Source organism: Serratia sp. AXJ-M, from assembly GCF_046531865.1.
Taxonomy (GTDB): domain Bacteria; phylum Pseudomonadota; class Gammaproteobacteria; order Enterobacterales; family Enterobacteriaceae; genus Serratia; species Serratia liquefaciens.
Map to the genome: position 1 here is coordinate 4,614,567 of NZ_CP059394.1, position 17,603 is coordinate 4,632,169.

The 17,603-nt window shown below is 57.9% G+C and carries 15 protein-coding genes and 1 tRNA gene; 8 read left to right on the forward strand and 8 right to left on the reverse strand.

The window, feature by feature from the left end:
- Positions 1 to 13: 13 nt before the first annotated feature.
- Both H0S68_RS21510 and mug read right to left on the reverse strand, forming a co-directional pair.
- A complete protein-coding gene (locus tag H0S68_RS21510) occupies positions 14 to 457 on the reverse strand; it encodes an ester cyclase (protein WP_391581048.1) in 444 nt (147 codons plus the stop codon).
- 28 nt (positions 458 to 485) lie between these two features.
- Entirely contained in the window at positions 486 to 974 is a 489-nt protein-coding gene (mug, locus tag H0S68_RS21515; protein WP_115060541.1) for a G/U mismatch-specific DNA glycosylase, read from the reverse strand.
- A gap of 148 nt (positions 975 to 1,122) precedes the next feature.
- Between mug and H0S68_RS21520 the strand changes: the two genes are divergently transcribed.
- Positions 1,123 to 1,199: transfer RNA gene (locus tag H0S68_RS21520), tRNA-Ile, on the forward strand.
- A 73-nt stretch (positions 1,200 to 1,272) separates the two neighbouring features.
- On the opposite strand, the gene H0S68_RS21525 is transcribed toward H0S68_RS21520, so the two are convergent.
- On the reverse strand, positions 1,273 to 1,989 hold the full coding sequence (locus tag H0S68_RS21525; RefSeq protein WP_128864537.1) for an HPP family protein: 717 nt from the start codon (positions 1,987 to 1,989) through the stop codon (positions 1,273 to 1,275).
- A gap of 171 nt (positions 1,990 to 2,160) precedes the next feature.
- On the opposite strand from H0S68_RS21525, the gene yfcF reads away from it, so the two are divergent.
- On the forward strand, positions 2,161 to 2,796 hold the full coding sequence (gene yfcF / locus H0S68_RS21530) for a glutathione transferase (RefSeq protein WP_020831776.1): 636 nt from the start codon (positions 2,161 to 2,163) through the stop codon (positions 2,794 to 2,796).
- Between the two features lie 70 nt (positions 2,797 to 2,866).
- Here the strand turns inward: yfcF and H0S68_RS21535 are convergent, their stop codons facing one another.
- From H0S68_RS21535 to H0S68_RS21545, 3 genes are read right to left on the reverse strand one after another with little or no spacing between them, the layout of a single operon-like run.
- Positions 2,867 to 4,111 (reverse strand): amino acid permease, encoded by a 1,245-nt coding sequence (locus H0S68_RS21535; RefSeq protein WP_046372578.1) that lies wholly within the window; start codon positions 4,109 to 4,111, stop codon positions 2,867 to 2,869.
- Between the two features lie 58 nt (positions 4,112 to 4,169).
- Positions 4,170 to 5,624 (reverse strand): NAD-dependent succinate-semialdehyde dehydrogenase, encoded by a 1,455-nt coding sequence (locus tag H0S68_RS21540; protein ID WP_046372577.1) that lies wholly within the window; start codon positions 5,622 to 5,624, stop codon positions 4,170 to 4,172.
- Between the two features lie 12 nt (positions 5,625 to 5,636).
- Positions 5,637 to 6,902, reverse strand: a complete 1,266-nt coding sequence (locus H0S68_RS21545; protein WP_122080273.1) for a 4-aminobutyrate--2-oxoglutarate transaminase — start codon at positions 6,900 to 6,902, stop codon at positions 5,637 to 5,639.
- Between the two features lie 128 nt (positions 6,903 to 7,030).
- Here H0S68_RS21545 and H0S68_RS21550 point away from each other — a divergent pair, with 128 nt between their 5' ends.
- A complete protein-coding gene (locus tag H0S68_RS21550; protein ID WP_410529014.1) occupies positions 7,031 to 8,515 on the forward strand; it encodes a PLP-dependent aminotransferase family protein in 1,485 nt (494 codons plus the stop codon).
- 14 nt (positions 8,516 to 8,529) lie between these two features.
- Here H0S68_RS21550 and H0S68_RS21555 read toward each other — a convergent pair whose 3' ends face one another.
- Positions 8,530 to 10,149: an ABC-F family ATP-binding cassette domain-containing protein gene (locus H0S68_RS21555; protein ID WP_410529015.1), complete on the reverse strand. Its 1,620-nt coding sequence runs from the start codon at positions 10,147 to 10,149 to the stop codon at positions 8,530 to 8,532.
- A gap of 424 nt (positions 10,150 to 10,573) precedes the next feature.
- On the opposite strand from H0S68_RS21555, the gene H0S68_RS21560 reads away from it, so the two are divergent.
- Complete coding sequence (locus H0S68_RS21560) at positions 10,574 to 12,595, forward strand: FAD-dependent oxidoreductase (protein ID WP_122080275.1); 2,022 nt, start codon at positions 10,574 to 10,576, stop codon at positions 12,593 to 12,595.
- 44 nt (positions 12,596 to 12,639) lie between these two features.
- On the opposite strand, the gene rlmG is transcribed toward H0S68_RS21560, so the two are convergent.
- Complete coding sequence (gene rlmG / locus H0S68_RS21565; protein WP_115060554.1) at positions 12,640 to 13,779, reverse strand: 23S rRNA (guanine(1835)-N(2))-methyltransferase RlmG; 1,140 nt, start codon at positions 13,777 to 13,779, stop codon at positions 12,640 to 12,642.
- A 149-nt stretch (positions 13,780 to 13,928) separates the two neighbouring features.
- On the opposite strand from rlmG, the gene H0S68_RS21570 reads away from it, so the two are divergent.
- The 4 genes from H0S68_RS21570 (at position 13,929) to H0S68_RS21585 (ending at position 17,485) form a co-directional block, all read left to right on the forward strand.
- A complete protein-coding gene (locus tag H0S68_RS21570) occupies positions 13,929 to 14,435 on the forward strand; it encodes a M48 family metallopeptidase (protein ID WP_122080277.1) in 507 nt (168 codons plus the stop codon).
- Between the two features lie 100 nt (positions 14,436 to 14,535).
- Positions 14,536 to 15,516, forward strand: coding sequence for a Gfo/Idh/MocA family protein (locus H0S68_RS21575; protein WP_410529016.1), 981 nt, complete (start codon positions 14,536 to 14,538; stop codon positions 15,514 to 15,516).
- Position 15,517: 1 nt separating this feature from the next.
- Positions 15,518 to 16,249, forward strand: a complete 732-nt coding sequence (locus tag H0S68_RS21580; RefSeq protein WP_122080279.1) for a glutamine amidotransferase — start codon at positions 15,518 to 15,520, stop codon at positions 16,247 to 16,249.
- 258 nt (positions 16,250 to 16,507) lie between these two features.
- Positions 16,508 to 17,485 (forward strand): TerC family protein, encoded by a 978-nt coding sequence (locus tag H0S68_RS21585; RefSeq protein ID WP_020831791.1) that lies wholly within the window; start codon positions 16,508 to 16,510, stop codon positions 17,483 to 17,485.
- Positions 17,486 to 17,603: the final 118 nt, after the last annotated feature.

Consider the following 17,603-nt stretch of genomic DNA (forward strand, 5'->3'; position numbering starts at 1 on the left):
GGTTTTTTATTGCCTAAAACATGCTGTTGCCGCTGGCGGTTTTCTCCGGCACCGATTGGGTCACGTCCCAGTGCTCCACGATTTTGCCTGCGTCATCAAGTCGGAAAATATCGATAATCGCGGCCGTCTTGCCCTTTTCTCGTCCGCTGGTCTCTACGTGCAAAATCACATAGTTGCCGTCGACAAATGCCTGTTTGATTTCGCTGTGAGAATCGGGGTAACGCGCTTTGAGCAGCTCGACAAACTTGCGGAACCCTTCCACCCCATCCTGCGCATTGGGATTGTGCTGTTTGTACTCGTCACCCAGAAAGGGCCGTGCCGCGGCAAAATCCTTGTTATTTAGCCCCTGCTGATAAAACTCCAGCACGTTATTTTTGTTCTTCAGTTCCTGCACGCTGTTGCCCGCATGGGCAACGCCGCTTGCCAACAGCAGAGCGACCAATCCCGCTTTAATCATCGCTTTCATCCTGCAACTCCCTCTCAGATTATTTCAATGCCAGAAACAGCTCGCGATAACTCTCTGTAAGCTGCTCCAGCGTGGCACGATTCAATCCGCTGGGGTTCGGCAATACCCAAACCTCAGTTTTGCCGATCGTCATCTCCTGACGGCCCCAGGCCGCATTTTTTACCCCAAAGGCGCTGCTGAACGCCTGCTTGCCCAAAACAGCCAATGCGCGCGGCTGATAGCGCAAGATTTTTTCTTTTAGCGCCTCGCCGCCGCTGAGCAATTCGTCACGCGTCACTTCGCTGGCGGCGACCGTTGGCCGTGCCACCAGCGCGGTGATGCCGCAGCCGGTATCCTGCAGCTGTTGCCACTGTTCGGGCGCCAGTTGACGTTCGGTAAAGCCAGCCTGATGCACCACCTTCCAGAAGCGGTTGCTGCCGTTGGCAAAAGGGTAGCCTTGGTGGGCGGAGGAGAGGCCGGGGTTGATGCCGCAAAACACCACCCGCAGGTTTGGCGCCAGGAGTTCCATAGGGTTCGGGAGTCCATTAAAGGGGATTTACAGCGGTTATCGCAAAATCCGCCAGTAATTACAACAGGCTAGAACTGCGCATAAAAGCAACATACGGATGGTTAACTGTAGACCTGCGTCGAAGGATTGCCGTATAATCTCGCCGCTTGGCCCCTTAGCTCAGTTGGTTAGAGCACGCGACTCATAATCGCTTGGTCACTGGTTCAAGTCCAGTAGGGGCCACCAAATCTCGCTGTTTTCACAGCCAAAAAAGCCACCTTCCTAAAGGTGGCTTTTTTATTTCCATCCGCCCGCGTGATCAGCTTCCACCGCTCTGCCGTTGATGCGCTAGCTGTTCGGCACGCAGCAGGATTTCCTGCAGATCGTCCTCGTCGATATCAAACAATTCGCCCTGCATCAGCGCCTCGTGCAGATCGGCGCGGGTGATAGACACCGCATCAATTGGCAGATTAGCCGGCTTCGCCTCGGTCGGCGCCAAAGGGTGCGGGTAGCGTCGCCCGGCCAGGTTATTGAAGACGATCGCCAGCAGCGCCAATAGCACCGAGTTCAACAGCACCGGGTACAGCACAAAGCTATAGCCCAGTTGATGAATACCCGGGCCACCGAGAATGGCGGTCAGCGCCACCGCGCCACCGGGCGGGTGCAGGCAACGCAGCTTAAACATCAAGCCAATCGCCAGTGCGGCCGCCACCCCGCAAGCCAGCCCCGGGTCGGCAATCAGCAAACTGGTGCTGACCCCCACTGCCGCCGCCGACATATTGCCGCCCACGATCGACCAGGGCTGCGCCAACGGGCTATTCGGCACGCCAAACAGCAATACGGCCGATGCGCCCATCGGGGCGATAAACCACAGGTTCACCTCGCCCAAAACAAAATGGCTGATCCAGCCGGCAATCATCAGCCCCAGCCCGGCACCGACGCTGGAAAGCAAAATCTCTTTTTTGCCCACCGCCAATGGGTGCGGCCACAAACGTGCGCACCCTACTTTCACTCTTTCCAACAACGGCATTTTCATGTTACTTCGTGCTGCCAAATTCAACTTAATGGCAACAAATATATCACAACGCCAGGCGTCGCCGCTCGCCGCGCTTTTCACTACGAAAATAACTTTCGGCTAACAGATTGATCTTTAGCCACTCCTCGTCAATTATCAAAGTTCGCCTCCCTTTGCCTTGAGGAAAACCCAATGTCTCAGCCGATTGCCGAACTCTATACCGACGCCGAATTTTTCAGCCCTTATGCCATGTCGGCGTTTATCACCCTGACGGAAAAAGGTATTCCCTTCACCGTGAAGCCGGTCGATTTGTCGCAGGGGAAAAACCATGAGCCGGCCTACGCGGCCCTGTCATTGACACGCCGGGTGCCAACGCTGGTGGTCGGTGAATTTCAGCTTTCGGAGTCCTCGGCGATTGATGAGTACCTGGATGAGATCCATCCTGCCCATCCGGTGTACCCACGCGATGTAAAACACCGTGCCAAAGCCCGCGAAGTTCAGGCATGGCTGCGCAGCGATCTGCTACAGCTACGCGCCGAGCGGCCGACCGAGGCAGTGTTCATTAACGGCAAGTTTCCTCCACTGTCCAACGCCGCGCAGGGTGCCGCCAACAAGTTGATTGCCGCCGTAGAAAAGCTGCTGAGTCACGGCCAGGATAATCTGTTCAGGGAATGGTGCATTGCCGACACCGATTTGGCTTTGATGCTGAATCGGCTGGTGATACATGGCGATCCGGTACCGGAAAATATTCGCCACTACGCTCACAAACAGTGGCAACGTCCTTCCGTGCAGGCCTGGTTGGCGCTGCCAGAGAAAATGCGCGGGTGATAAAAAATCGGCGGCCACGACGCCGCCGTTCTCAACTGAGAAATAACATCACTTCTTGAGGGAAGGCAAATCACCATCCCGCGGGCAGATAGCCTAACAGCGACGCGATGGCATACACCGCACTGGCCAGATACAGCAACACGATGCTGATCTGCAACAGCGGGTGGGTTATCCAGTTACACTGCCAACGCGGTGTCTGGTCGCCATGCTTGCGCGCCCCACGCAGGATCAGCATTGGCATAATCGACAAAATCACCCCGCTGAAAACCCCGGCGAAATAGAGCGCGTTAACGAATGACACCAACCCGCTGTAGGCCAGCGCGAACGGCGGCAGCACCACCAGCATCAGCACGCCGAAACGGCGCAGTGGCTGTTCGTCGTTGCCCAGCCTGAACTGGTCGAAAATATTGGTCAGGAAGCTGCCGCCGAGGCCCCAGTAAGAGGTCAGCATCGCGCACAGGGCAAAAATATTGGCGGAGAAGAAGGCCCACTGCCCTAACGCCTGGCCCCATGAAATGGTCGCCACGTCAGAAATGTTATTCAGCCCGCTGAGCGCAATCACCGACATCGGCACCGCCGCCAGCAGCACAAAGGTCACGGCCATTCCGACCATAATCGCCTTGGGCAGTTGTTCCGGCTTGTCCGAAAAGCCGCGCGCCATTTCCGGCACGATATACTGCGCAGAGAAACAGAACACCACCACGTTGAATACCGGCACCATAAAGCGCCAGTCACCGTCCAGCAGGTTGCGCATCTGGGTGGTGTCTTTGAGCAGCGTGGCCGCCACCAGCGCACTCAGCATGACCACCATGCCGATGCTGATAAACTTCTCCCCGCGGCCAATCGCCTTTAATCCCAGGTACAAGACCCCCGCAGCGGGTACGAAAAACAGCAGGCTGCCTATTGCCGGGGAAATGCCAAACAGGGACTGCAACAGTTTGCCGCTGCCGCTCATGTAGGCGGTCAACGCCCCAATGCTGTTAACGCAAACCGAAGCAAACATCAGCCAGGCACCGATACCGCCGACATAACGTTTCGCCAGTCCGCTCAATTGCAGATGGGCACGGGTACGCAGGGTAGATTCAGCAACGTACAGCATGGTGATAGTGGTCAGACTGCCCACCAGCACCAGCCAAAACAACAGCGGCAGAAAACCGGCCTTGCTGGAGGCGTAGGCGATGGACAACACGCCGGCGCCAATGTTGGTGCCGACAATCATCGCCACCCCTTCGAGGAAACTCAGTGATTTGGCGGGTGCAGGCGTTCGCACCCCGGCGGCAAGCGCCGGAGAAATAGAGATGTTTTCAGAAGACATGCAGCATCCTTTGGCTCCCGGCGGCGCTGGCCACCGGGGTTGGTTAATTTCCCAGGGGTTAACAGCTCACATCGATACACAGGTATTTCAGCTCCAGATATTCTTCAATCCCGTAACGCGATCCTTCACGTCCGAGCCCTGACTGCTTCACGCCGCCAAAAGGTGCCACTTCATTGGAAATCAGACCGGTATTGATGCCGACCATGCCGTATTCCAACGCCTCCGGCACTCGCCATTGACGCGAGGCGTTCTGCGTGAACAGATAGGCGGCCAAACCGAACTCGGTATCGTTGGCCATGGCAATAGCTTCCGCCTCGTCATGGAAACGGAACAGCGGCGCCACCGGGCCAAAGGTTTCCTCTTTGGCGAAGCGCATTTTCTGCGTCACGCCGGTCACTACCGTAGGCTGGAAGAAGGTACGACCCAGCTCATGCGGCTGACCGCCGATAGCGATTTGCGCGCCCTTGATCAATGCATCGTCGATATGGCTCTGCACTTTTTCCACCGCATCCTGGTCAATCAACGGGCCCTGAGTGGTGCCCGCCTGACTGCCGTCACCGACCTTCAGTTGCTCGACCGCCGCCACCAGCTTATCCACCAGCCGGTCATAGATGCCGTCCTGCACGTAGATACGGTTGGCGCAGACGCAGGTCTGGCCGCTATTGCGGAATTTGGAGGCCATAATACCCGCCACGGCCGCGTCCAGATTGGCGTCGTCGAAAACGATCACCGGCGCATTGCCACCCAGCTCCAGCGACAGCTTTTTGATGGTTGGCGCGCACTGCGCCATCAGAATGCGGCCGACCTCGGTCGAACCGGTAAAGCTCAACTTGCGTACCACCGGGCTGTCACACAATACTTTGCCCACCTGAGCGGCATCGCCGGTCACGATCTGCAGCACCCCCGCCGGAATGCCGGCGTCCTGCGCCAGCTTGCCCAACGCCAGCGCGGTCAGCGGCGTTTGTTCGGCCGGTTTAACGATAATTGCGCAACCTGCTGCCAGCGCCGGCGCCACCTTGCGGGTGATCATCGCCGCCGGGAAGTTCCACGGAGTGATCGCCGCACAAACGCCAATGGGCTGTTTTACCACCACCAGACGTTGTGAAGCCTGCGGCGCTTGCAGTACCGCGCCGTCCACTCGCTTGGCTTCTTCAGCAAACCAGGTGATAAACGAGGCGGCATAAGCCACTTCACCGCGCGCTTCCGCCAGCGATTTGCCCTGCTCCGCGGTCATCAACTGGGCCAGATCTTCCTGCGCCGCCAGCACCTTGTCGGCCCAGGTCAGCATCAAAGCGGAACGCTGTTTGGCGGTCAGTTGTTTCCAACCTTGCTGCGCAACCTGCGCAGCGTTAATCGCCTGTTGAGTTTCTTCGCCGCTGACTAACGGAATACTGGCCAGCTCAACGCCGGTCGCCGGATTGATGACCGCTTCACGTTTACCGCTCAGCGCATCGCACCACTCGCCGTTAATCAGGCACTGGCTGCGCAGCAGCTCGGGGTTATTCAATTTCATACCGGTCACTCCTTATTGAGCCAGCGCGCGGGAAAGAATGCCCAGCGCCTTGGTGAACTGGTCTTCAGGAATGGTCAGTGGGTACAGGAAGCGGATCACGTTGCCGTTAACACCGCAGCTCAGCAGCAGCAGGCCTTCTTCCAGCGCTTTCTGCTGCACCTGGCGGGTGATCTCGGCCGAGGGTTTGCCGGTTTTGGGATCGTTGAACTCCACCGCCACCATCGAACCCTGCGCACGAATATCCGCAATCGCCGGGCTGGTCTGGCGGGCCTGCTGCAGCACCTCCACCAGATGCTGGCCCAGGCGTTGAGAACGTTGGCATAGCTGCTCTTCTTCAATCACATCCAGCACCGCCAGCGCTGCCGCCACCGCCAGCGGGTTACCGGCATAGGTGCCACCCAGCCCGCCCGGTGCCGGGGCATCCATCACCTCTGCACGACCGGCTACGGCCGACAACGGCATGCCGCCCGCCAGGCTTTTCGCCATGGTGATCAGATCGGGTTTGACGTTGTAATGATCCATGGCAAACAGCTTGCCGGTACGGGCAAAACCGGTTTGCACTTCGTCGGCAATCAGCAAAATGCCGTGTTCGTCGCACAAGGTGCGCAACGCCTGCATAAACTCGGCCGGTGCGACGTTGAAACCACCTTCACCTTGCACCGGCTCCAGCACGATGGCCGCAACCTGCTTGGGATCGATATCCGCTTTAAAGATACGCTCCAGGCTGTTCATCGCATCTTCGGTGGTCACGCCATACAGCGCATTCGGATACTGGCCGTGGAACACCGATCCCGGGAATGGCCCGAAGCCCAGTTTATAAGGCGCCACTTTGCCGGTCAGCGCCATGGTCATGTAGGTGCGGCCGTGGAAGCCGCCGCCGAAGGTGATCAGACCCGGACGGCCAGTGTGGGCGCGGGCAATTTTGACGGCGTTCTCTACCGCTTCCGCCCCCGTGGTGAAGAACGCGGTTTTACATGGTCCTTCGATCGGCGCACACTGGTTGATGCGTTCGGCCAGCGAAACGTAGCTTTCGTAAGGGACAATCTGGTAAGCGGTATGGGTGAAGGCCTTCAGCTGCTTCTCAATGGCAGCGATCACCTTCGGGTGACGGTGTCCGGTATTCAACACGGCGATACCGGAGGCAAAATCGATAACTTCATTCCCTTCGACATCCCACAGCGTGGCGTTCTCGGCGCGTTCGGCGTAAAAGCCGCACATCACACCGACCCCACGTGGGGTGGCATCCTGACGACGTTGATTCAATTCTGCGTTTTTCATGTTGTTCTCTCCAGTCGGTAGTCGGTGCCAGCTATACGGTTTGTTCACATTCGTGAAACAATGACGTTTATTTACACAGGATGTGGCCCTATAATCGAGAGCCAGTTACGATTAATTGAGGGATCCAATTGCGCTCACTGAGTGGTGACCTGCTGTTGCAACGTCTTGGCGAACAGCCGGATGATAAGCTGCATAAGCGGCTTTATAATGCGATCCGCACCAGCATTTTGGACGGTAGCCTGCCGCCCTCCAGCCGCCTGCCCGCCTCACGGGATTTAGCCCAGGAGCTCAGCCTTTCTCGTAACACTGTATTAACCGTTTATGAACAACTCTTGGCGGAAGGATATGTCTTGGCGCGCGCCGGAAGCGGTACATTCGTCGCCGAAACCGTCCCGGACAGCTGTTTATCCACCGTCAGCACGCCAGCAGGCAGTGACGGGGAACAGCGACGGATTGAACTGTCAGCGCGCGGTGCCACTCTGCTGCACCACGCCAGCGCCAGCCCCAAACAGTGGGGCGCCTTTATCCCCGGCGTGCCTGACGTCAATGCTTTCCCACACCAGTTATTCAGCAAGATCCAGGCGCGTATCAGCCGTCGTCCGGCCCCGCAGAAGTTGACCTACAGCAACCAGGGCGGCAGTCCGGAGCTGCAGCATGCGCTGGTGGACTATCTGCGCGTAGCGCGCTCGGTACGCTGTTCGCCAGAGCAAATTCTGATTACCGAAGGCATCCATCAGGCGATAGATCTGGTGACACGCCTGCTGTGTAATCCGGGCGATGACGCATGGATTGAAGAACCGGGCTATTGGGGGATCCGCAATATCCTGCGGATGAACGACGTGAATATCTGCCCGTTGGCGGTGGATGAAGCCGGTATGGTGCCACCGGAACAGCCTACCGAGGCGCCGCGGCTGATTTTCGTCACGCCGTCGCACCAGTACCCATTGGGATCGGTGATGAGCCTGGCGCGTCGGCAAAGGTTATTGGCCTTGGCGCGCAACGCCGGCAGTTGGATTGTTGAAGATGACTACGACAGCGAGTTTCGCTTTTCCGGTCAGCCGATCCCGGCGTTGCAGGGCTTGGAAGCCGACGCGCCGGTGATCTATATCGGCACCTTCAGCAAAACGCTGTATCCGGCGCTGCGACTGGGTTATGTGGTGTTGCCGAAACCGCTGATGGCGGCGCTGAAAACTGCCCACGCGGAACTGTATCGAGGCGGCCATTTGCTGATCCAGACCGCGCTGGCGCAGTTTATTCAGGAAGGCCACTACAGCGCACATATCCGCCGCATGCGCCTGCTGTATGCCCGGCGGCGCGCCTTCCTCACCGGTCTTATCGAGCAGCATCTGGGTAAGCAGGCCCTGAGTGAATTCAATAACAATGCCGGGCTGCACCTGATCCTCAACCTGCCGGACCAGGCGGACGATGTGGCAATTTCCGCCGCAGCCAATACACGTGGCGTACTGGTACGGCCGCTGTCGCGGTACTACATGTTGCCCAACCATCGCCGCGGCCTGCTGATGGGCTTTGCCTGCGTACCAGAAGAGCAGATGGCCGCCGCTTTTACCCTGCTGTTGGAGTGCATCCCCCCTGAAAACAGAAGGCGGCCCTAAGGCACTAATGAGCCTCATAAGCTCTGTAGGTGCCATTCCCCCGCCTGCCACTGCAAACGATGGGTCAATTTCAGCGCCTGCAGGAAGTTTTCATCATGAGAAACCACCAGCATCGCGCCGGGGAAGCTGGCCAGCGAAGCCTCGATTGCCAGTGACGACGCCAGATCCAAATGGTTAGTGGGCTCATCCAGCAACAACAACTGCGCCGGCTCTCGACGCCACAGCATGCAGGCCAGCGCCGCCTTCAGTCGTTCGCCGCCGCTCAGCACCGCCATCGGCAACAGCACGCGTTCGGCGTTTAGCTGCAACTGCGCCAATTGACTGCGTACCGTACCCTCATTGAGCGGTGAATCCTGCAGCCCCAGATGCTCAACCACAGACAGCGAAAGATCGAGCTGTGAAAGGGTTTGATCGAGGTAAGCCGTCGACAGTGGGCAGTGACAACTCCCCGCTTTGGCCGCCAACTGCCCCAGGATCACCTTCAGCAACGTGGATTTTCCGCAGCCGTTCGGGCCGGTCAGCGCCACGCGCATCGGGCCATCAATGCGAAAATTCAGCGGCGGCATGGTGATAAAAGGCAGTTCCAACTGTTCGAGTACCAGCACCTGTTTGCCCGCTACCACGGCGCTGCCCGGCAGGGTGAGCATCACCGGGCAGTCGTCTTCCACCCGCTGATAGGCATCGCGCACGGCAGCATCGAGGGCATCCTTCTGGTCCTGATGCTGCTTGCGCAGCGTGCCGAGGCTTTCTTTGGCCGCCGCTTTGTAGGCCACACGCTCAAAAGACGCGATATTGAGCGTATCGACGGTTTTCAGCGTTTGCGCAGAGCGCCGTTGGCTGATGTCGTGTTCTTTCTGCTGCCGGGCCCGGGTGCGCCGCCGTTCCTGGCGCGCGTGTTCCAGCCCGGCTCGTGCGGCCTGCTGCTCCAAATCACGCTGGCGGCGATAGTCGTCGTAGTTGCCGCCGTAGCTGTGCAATGCGCCCGGCGTCAGTTCGACAATGCGCTGCATACGCGCCAACAGCTGCCGATCGTGGCTGGCCACCAGCAAGCCCCCACGCCACTGTTCCACCTGTTGATACAGCCAGTCGCGGCCCCGGCCGTCGAGGTGGTTGGTCGGTTCGTCGAGCAACAAAAAATCCGCGTTGCTCAGTATCGCCCCACACAGCGCGGCACGCATTCGTTCACCGCCGCTCAAATCGCTCACGGGGCGTTGCGCATCGAACGCCGGTAACCCGGCGGCGACAAAGGCAGCCTGCAGGCGATCGCGCAGATCCCACTGACCTTCCAAAAGATCGAGATCGTCCGCCAGCGGTTGCCCCTGCTCAAGGCGGGCCAATGCGGCAAATATCTCACCGTAGCCCAGCAGTTGGGCCAGCGTAGTCTGTGGGGAGAGCTCCGGCTGTTGCGCGACGTACGCCAGCGATGCATGGGATTCAACATGCCCGCCACCGGGATGATCCAGTCCGGCGATCAAACGCAGCAAGCGCGTTTTGCCGACGCCATTGCGCCCAACCAGGCCACAGCGTTGCTGATCGAAAGTCAAATCCAAGGGACCGAACAGCGTTTCGCCGTCAGCGAACTGGCAGATCAGGTGATGTAAAACAAAATGAGAGGATTGCGCAAAATGAGCCATAAGCACTCCTGAATGAAATCAAAACATCCCCACAAGGCACCGGTGTGCGCAACGTGGGACAAGATATCAGCAGGCGTGTATGTTCATTTTCGGTGATGGCTCCGTAGAGAGGAAATTTATGACGAACGAATGCTAACCCATTTGTTGTTCACCATGCAAACAGAGGCACAGATTCATGACATCTATCACATTCAGCGCAACGCAGATTCCCAACGACAGAGACAACGGCTAGATTTATCTCATCCGACCACTTGAGGTCGCACATAATAATAACGACAGATCATACCCAATAGCTTTCACGCGGCAGCGAGGCAGCAAGTTCGCGAGTCTCCAGGAGCTTACTCAGGTAGGTGACTGGGGTGAGCGAAAGCAGCCAACAACGCTGCAGCTTGAAAGATGAAGGGGATGAATGATGGAGACTGCAATGAGCAATTACCCACACCTGCTGGCGCCGCTGGATCTCGGCTTCACCACCCTGAAAAATCGGGTGCTGATGGGATCGATGCACACCGGCCTGGAAGAACTGCCGAATGGCCCCGAGCGCATGGCCGCTTTCTATGCCGAGCGCGCCGCAGCCGGCGTGGCGTTGATCGTCACCGGCGGCATCGCCCCCAATGAAAAAGGTGTGGTGTATCGCGGCGGCTCAACCCTGAGCCACCCGGAGCAGGTCGACCATCACCGCATCGTCACCGACGCCGTCCACAAGGCCGGCGGTAAAATTGCGCTGCAGATCCTGCATGCCGGTCGCTACAGCTACCAGCCGCAGCCGGTAGCCCCCTCCGCGCTACAGGCGCCGATCAATCCCTTTACCCCTACCGCACTGAGCGAAGCGGACATTCTGCAAACTATCGCAGACTTCGCGCAGTGCGCGGCTTTAGCTCAACAGGCTGGCTACGACGGCGTCGAAGTGATGGGTTCCGAAGGCTATCTGATCAACCAGTTCCTGGTCGCACGCACCAACCAGCGTGATGATCAATGGGGCGGCAGCTTCAGCAACCGCATGCGTTTTGCCGTGGAGATCGTCCGGGCGGTACGCCAGGCGGTCGGCCACGAATTTATCCTGATTTACCGCCTTTCGATGCTCGATCTGGTTGAAGACGGCTCCAGTTGGCAGGAAATCGAACAGTTGGCGCTGGCCGTTGAGCAAGCCGGGGCCACTATTATCAACACCGGCATTGGCTGGCATGAGGCGCGTATCCCCACCATCGCCACCATGGTGCCACGCGCCGGATTCAGTTGGGTGACCCGCAAGCTAATGGGTAAGGTACGCATTCCGCTGATCACGACCAACCGCATCAACGACCCGGCGGTAGCCGAGCAGGTCTTGGCCGACGGCTGCGCCGACATGGTATCAATGGCGCGTCCGTTCCTGGCCGACGCCGCTTTTGTGCAGAAAGCCGCCGAAGGGCGTGCCGATGAAATCAATACCTGCATTGGTTGTAACCAGGCTTGCCTCGACCAGATTTTTGAAGGCAAACTCACCTCCTGCCTGGTGAACCCTCGAGCCTGTCGCGAAACCGAGATGCCGCTGGTGGCAACGGAGAAGCCGAAAAAGCTGGCGGTGATCGGAGCCGGGCCGGCCGGATTGGCCTTTGCCACCACCGCAGCCAGCCGCGGCCACCGGGTGACGCTGTTCGATGCCGCCGATCAGATTGGCGGCCAGTTCAATATCGCCAAGCAGATCCCCGGTAAAGAGGAGTTTCATGAAACGCTGCGTTATTTCCGTCGCCAATTGACGCTGCAAGAGGTCGATGTGAAGCTCGGCACCTGGGTGACGGCGGCCGATCTGGCGGAGTTCGACGAAGTGATCCTTGCCTGCGGTATTGTGCCGCGTACCCCGGCAATCCCCGGCATCGACAACGCCAAAGTGTTGACCTATCTGGATGTGCTACGCGATAAAAAGCCGGTCGGCCAGCGCGTGGCGATTATCGGTGCCGGCGGCATCGGCTTCGATACCGCCGAATACCTCAGCCAACACGGGGTGTCGAGCAGTCTGGATCCGGCGGAATTTAACCGTGAATGGGGTATCGATGACCAGCTTAGCCAACGCGGCGGGCTGGCGGTGCAGGGGCCAGTGGTTGCCCGCCCTGCTCGGCAGATCTACCTGCTGCAACGCAAAACCAGCAAAGTGGGCGAAGGCCTGGGGAAAACCACCGGTTGGATCCACCGCACCAGCCTGGCGATGCGCGGTGTAAAAATGCTCAACAGCGTGAACTACCAACGCATTGATGATGAAGGCCTGCATATTTCACGCGCCGAACAGGAAAGCTGCCTACCGGTGGATACGGTGATTATCTGCGCCGGACAGGAACCCAGACGCGAACTGCAGCAACCGCTGCTGGAGATGGGAAAAACCGTGCATTTGATTGGGGGTGCGGACGTCGCCGCCGAGCTGGATGCCCGCCGCGCTATCGATCAGGGCACGCGGCTGGCAATGGCACTTTAATTCGCTAATCATGGAGGGGCGCATTCACCGCGCCCCTCGGTCAATCAGTAACGTGCGCCGGATTTCACCGCTCTGAGGATCACAAATTTCTTGTTGGATGCCACAACGGTGCAGTTGCCAAACAGGCGCTTCAGCTTATGGTGGTAATCCAGATGACGGTTGCCGACGATGCGCAACTCGCCACCGACCTGCAGGCAACGCTTGGCGTCGCAGAACATCTGCCAAGCGGTGTGATCGGTGATCGCATGCTGTTGGTGGAACGGTGGGTTGCACAGTACCGCCTGCACGCTTTCACGCTCAATCCCCGCCAGTGAGTTGTTCACCTCAAACTGACAACGATCCAGATCCTGCGGCAGGTTGTGCTCTACGTTCAACTCGCTGGAGGCCACCGCCATATAAGACTCATCGACAAACGTCACCTGAGCCTGCGGATTCTGCGCCAGTGCCGTCAGGCCAATCACGCCATTACCACAGCCGAGATCGACAATATGCCCTTCCAGATCCTTCGGCAGATGTTCCAGGAACAGGCGCGCGCCGATGTCCAGATTGCTGCGCGAGAACACGTTGGCATGGTTGTGGATAAGCCAATCCGTGCCGTCCAGCGTCCAGTTGGTGGTTTCCGGGGCCGCCGGCGGCACAATGTCCGTCACTTCGCAGTGGATCAGACGCGCTTTCTTCCATGCCAGGCTGGTGCGCGTTGGGCCAAGCACCTTTTCAAACAGCTGCATGGTCGAGGTGTGAACGTCACGCGCCTTGGCTCCGGCGATAATGACCGTATCCGGCGCCACCACGTTGCGCAACGAGCGCAGTTGCTGTTCCAGCAGTGCCAGCGCTTTAGGAATGCGGATCAGCACCACTGCCGGTGAAGCAGGCAGTTCGGCCAGGCTGTCCAGCAGCGTCACCTGCTCCGGATCCAGTTCATTGAGCTTCAGGTTATGGCGCGTTGCCAACTGACTCATGTAGGAATCGCTGATGCTGTAAGGCTGATGAGCGTGCAGTGCGCAGGCCAGCGTGCCGAAGTTGTCGTTGAAAATCAGCACCGGGCGATCGCCAATGTTTATATTTTCAAGCTGTTGCAGCAGATATTCGTCCGCCGCTTCCCACGCCTGCAATTGGGTGGATTCTTCCTGTTGGGGATAACGTTCCAGCTCAAGTTGCTGTGTTCCCAGATCGAGTTGGCTCATTGCCCCTCCTGACTGATAAAATTTGGGCTGTTTATCCCCTAAAAACGCCCGGCAGTAAAATGTTTTTTCGGATAAATTGCCCTTTGCGGGCTTTGCACGAAAAAACATCATACAATGACCCGCTCAATTGAGGCCAAAACGGGAAGATGATGTCCGAACTGACCTACCTGCAGGGCTACCCTGAACATCTGCAAAGCCAGGTGCAGCAGTTGATCGACCAACGACGCCTGGGGGATGTGCTGTTGCAGCGCTATCCGCAAGTGCATGACTGCACTACCGACAAGTCGCTTTATCAGTTTACCGTCGATCTGAAAAACCAGTATTTGCGCAACGCTCAACCGCTGAGCAAGGTGGCTTACGACGGTAAAATTCAGGTGATGAAACACGCGCTGGGCATGCACACCGCCATTTCCCGCGTGCAGGGTGGCAAACTGAAGGCCAAGGCGGAAATCCGCGTGGCGACGGTCTTCAAGCTGGCGCCTGAGCCGTTTTTGCGCATGATCGTGGTACATGAGTTGGCGCATCTGAAAGAGAAAGACCACAACAAGGCCTTCTACAGCCTGTGCTGCCATATGGAACCCAATTACCATCAGTTGGAGTTCGACACCCGGCTGTATCTGACCCACCTCTCCGTGTTTGGCGATCTGTATGCATAGCGAGATTCGCCTTCTGTAAATGCCGTGATAATCTGATTCTTTCTACCCTGTGCGACGCGTGAAGTGCATAGGGTACAGCGCCTGGGAACCGGAGATATCTATGATTCGCTTTGCCGTTGTGGGCACCAACTGGATTACGGAACGCTTTATCGACGCCGCGCACGAAAGCGGCAAGCTGAAATTGACCGCCGTCTATTCGCGCAGGCTGGAAAAAGCGCAGGAATTTGGCGCCAACTACCACGTCAGCCTGTTTTTCGATTCCCTTGAAGCATTGGCCCAATCTGATGCCATCGATGCGGTTTACATCGCCAGCCCCAACGCCCTTCACTGCCAACAATCGCTGCTGTTCCTCAGCCATAAAAAGCATGTGATTTGCGAAAAGCCGCTGGTGTCCAACCTGCGTGAAGCCGAAAAGCTGGTGGCCTGCGCGCGTGAAAATCAGGTGGTGCTGTTCGAAGCTTTCAAAAGCGCTCATCTGCCGAATTTCCTGGCCCTGCAACAGGCGTTGCCGCAAATCGGCAGGTTGCGCAAAGCCTTCCTCAACTACTGCCAATACTCGTCACGCTACCCGCGCTATCTGGCCGGCGAGAATCCGAACACCTTCAATCCGCAGTTTTCCAACGGCTCAATCATGGACATTGGCTATTACTGCCTGGCCAGCGCCGTAGCCCTGTTCGGCGAACCGAAATCGGTGATTGCCAGCGCGGCGCTGCTGGATACCGGTGTGGATGCCCACGGTACCGCTTGCCTCAACTACGGCGATTTCGACGTCACCCTCTCCCACTCCAAGGTCAGCAACTCGGACATTCCCAGTGAGATCCAGGGCGAAGAAGGAACGCTGGTGATTGAGAAAATTTCTGAGTGTCAGGGCGTGGTGCTGACCCCACGCGGCGGCCATCGTCAGGATCTGACCCGTCCTCAGCACATCAATACCATGCTGTATGAGGCACTGGTGTTCGCCGACCTGGTGGAAAAACGGCAGGTGGAACACCCGGGGCTGGAGAATTCGCTGATTATCGCCCGCCTGCTGACCGAAATTCGCCGCCAGACCGGCGTAGTCTTCCCTGCCGACGGAGAGTGACATGAAACCCTTATTACTGATGCAAACCGGCGACGCCCCAGAGGTTATCCGTCGGGAAAAGGCCAACTTCGACGGCATGTTCTTGCAACAGGGGAACATTGATGCCGATCGCGTGCAGATCGTGCACCTTCCCGCAGGCGAGCAGCCGCTGCCGCCGCAAAATTACGCCGGCGTGGTGATCACCGGTTCACCTGCGATGGTGACCGAACGGCTGCCGTGGAGCGAGCAAGCCGCCGAGTGGCTGCGCCAGGCGATGCAGATCCAGCTGCCGATCTTCGGTGCCTGCTACGGGCACCAGCTGTTGGCCTATGCGCTTGGCGGTGAAGTCGGTTATCACCCGCAGGGTATGGAAGTCGGCACATTGGACGTCGAATTGCTGCCCGCCGCCGCCAACGACCGGCGAATGGCGATGTTACCGCCGCGCTTCAAGGCCAATCTGATCCACTCGCAGAGCGTGTTGACGCCCCCCGCCGGCGCAGTCGTGCTGGCCCGGTCGCAACAGGATGCCTATCAGATCCTCAGTTATGGCGATCGCGTGCTGACGACCCAGTTCCATCCGGAATTTAACGGCGCGGTGATGCACCAGTATCTGAGCTGGCTCGGTGAGCTGTATCCAGAGCAGCAGGCAGCGTATCAGCTTAAGCAACAGCAGGTTAGCGATACGCCGTTCAGTCGGCTGCTGCTGCAGGGATTTGTCGTCAGCCTCGGCGCGCAAAAAGCCCTGGCCGGGTAACTTAATAAACGTTGACCGCTGACATATTTTGCATTACTTTCTGCCGTGCAAAGGGGAGTAACTTCATTGCCGGTCAATCGTCATTACGATGCGCAAGCATCCGGTTACCGGGCAACATGATGTAACGGGCACGATCAGTGCACCTTCATCAACGTTGTAAGTGAGACCTTGCCGGAAGGCGAGGTTTGCTTGCAGCGTTCATAAGAGCGGCTAGCGTCTTCCGACGTTGGCCGTTTTTGTTTTTGAAGGATACCTCTGATGATGAATACCGTTGGCACACCTTGGTTATGGGGCAGCTTTGCCGCCATCATAGTTGTGATGCTCGCAATCGACTTACTGCTGCAAGGCCGCAAAGGCGCACACACCATGACGCTCAAGCAGGCCGCCAGTTGGTCGCTGGTGTGGGTCAGCCTCTCTTTGCTGTTCAACCTGGGCTTCTGGTACTACCTGAACCAAACCGCCGGGCGCGCCGTCGCCGACACCCAGGCGTTGGCCTTCCTCACCGGTTATCTGATCGAAAAAGCGCTGGCGGTCGATAACGTCTTCGTCTGGCTGATGCTGTTCAGCTACTTTGCCGTTCCGGCCAACCTGCAGCGTCGGGTGCTAATCTTTGGCGTACTGGGCGCGATCGTGCTGCGTACTATCATGATCTTCGCCGGTAGCTGGCTGGTGACCCAGTTCCAGTGGTTGCTGTACCTGTTCGGTGCGTTTCTGCTGTTTACCGGTATCAAGATGGCGCTGGCAAAAGAAGATGACTCGGCGATTGGTGACAAGCCGCTGGTGAAATGGCTGCGCAGCCACCTGCGTATGACCGACAACCTGGAAGGTGAACGTTTCTTCGTGCGCCGCAACGGCCTGCTGTTCGCTACGCCGCTGGTGCTGGTGCTGATCCTGGTCGAACTGAGTGACGTGATCTTTGCGGTCGATAGCATCCCGGCGATTTTCGCCGTGACCACGGATCCGTTTATCGTTCTGACCTCGAATCTGTTCGCCATCATGGGCCTGCGCGCCATGTACTTCTTGCTGGCTAACGTGGCTGAGCGTTTCTCGATGCTGAAATACGGCCTGTCGATTATCCTGATGTTTATCGGCGTCAAGATGTTGATTATCGACTTCTTCCATATCCCGATCGGCGTTTCGCTCGGCGTGGTGGCCGGTATCCTGACGTTAACGTTGGTGATCAACGCCTGGGTTAACCGTCGTAACGACCGTCTGGCCAATCATAAAGCACCATAATCTGTTAGCCGGGGCGGCTTGCCGCCCCGCGATTGTTTGGCAATTCCCCCCAAACGCCAAATGTTATTGCGATCACACAAATGTAATCAGTATGTTATAAAGAGTTGATCCGCGCTCA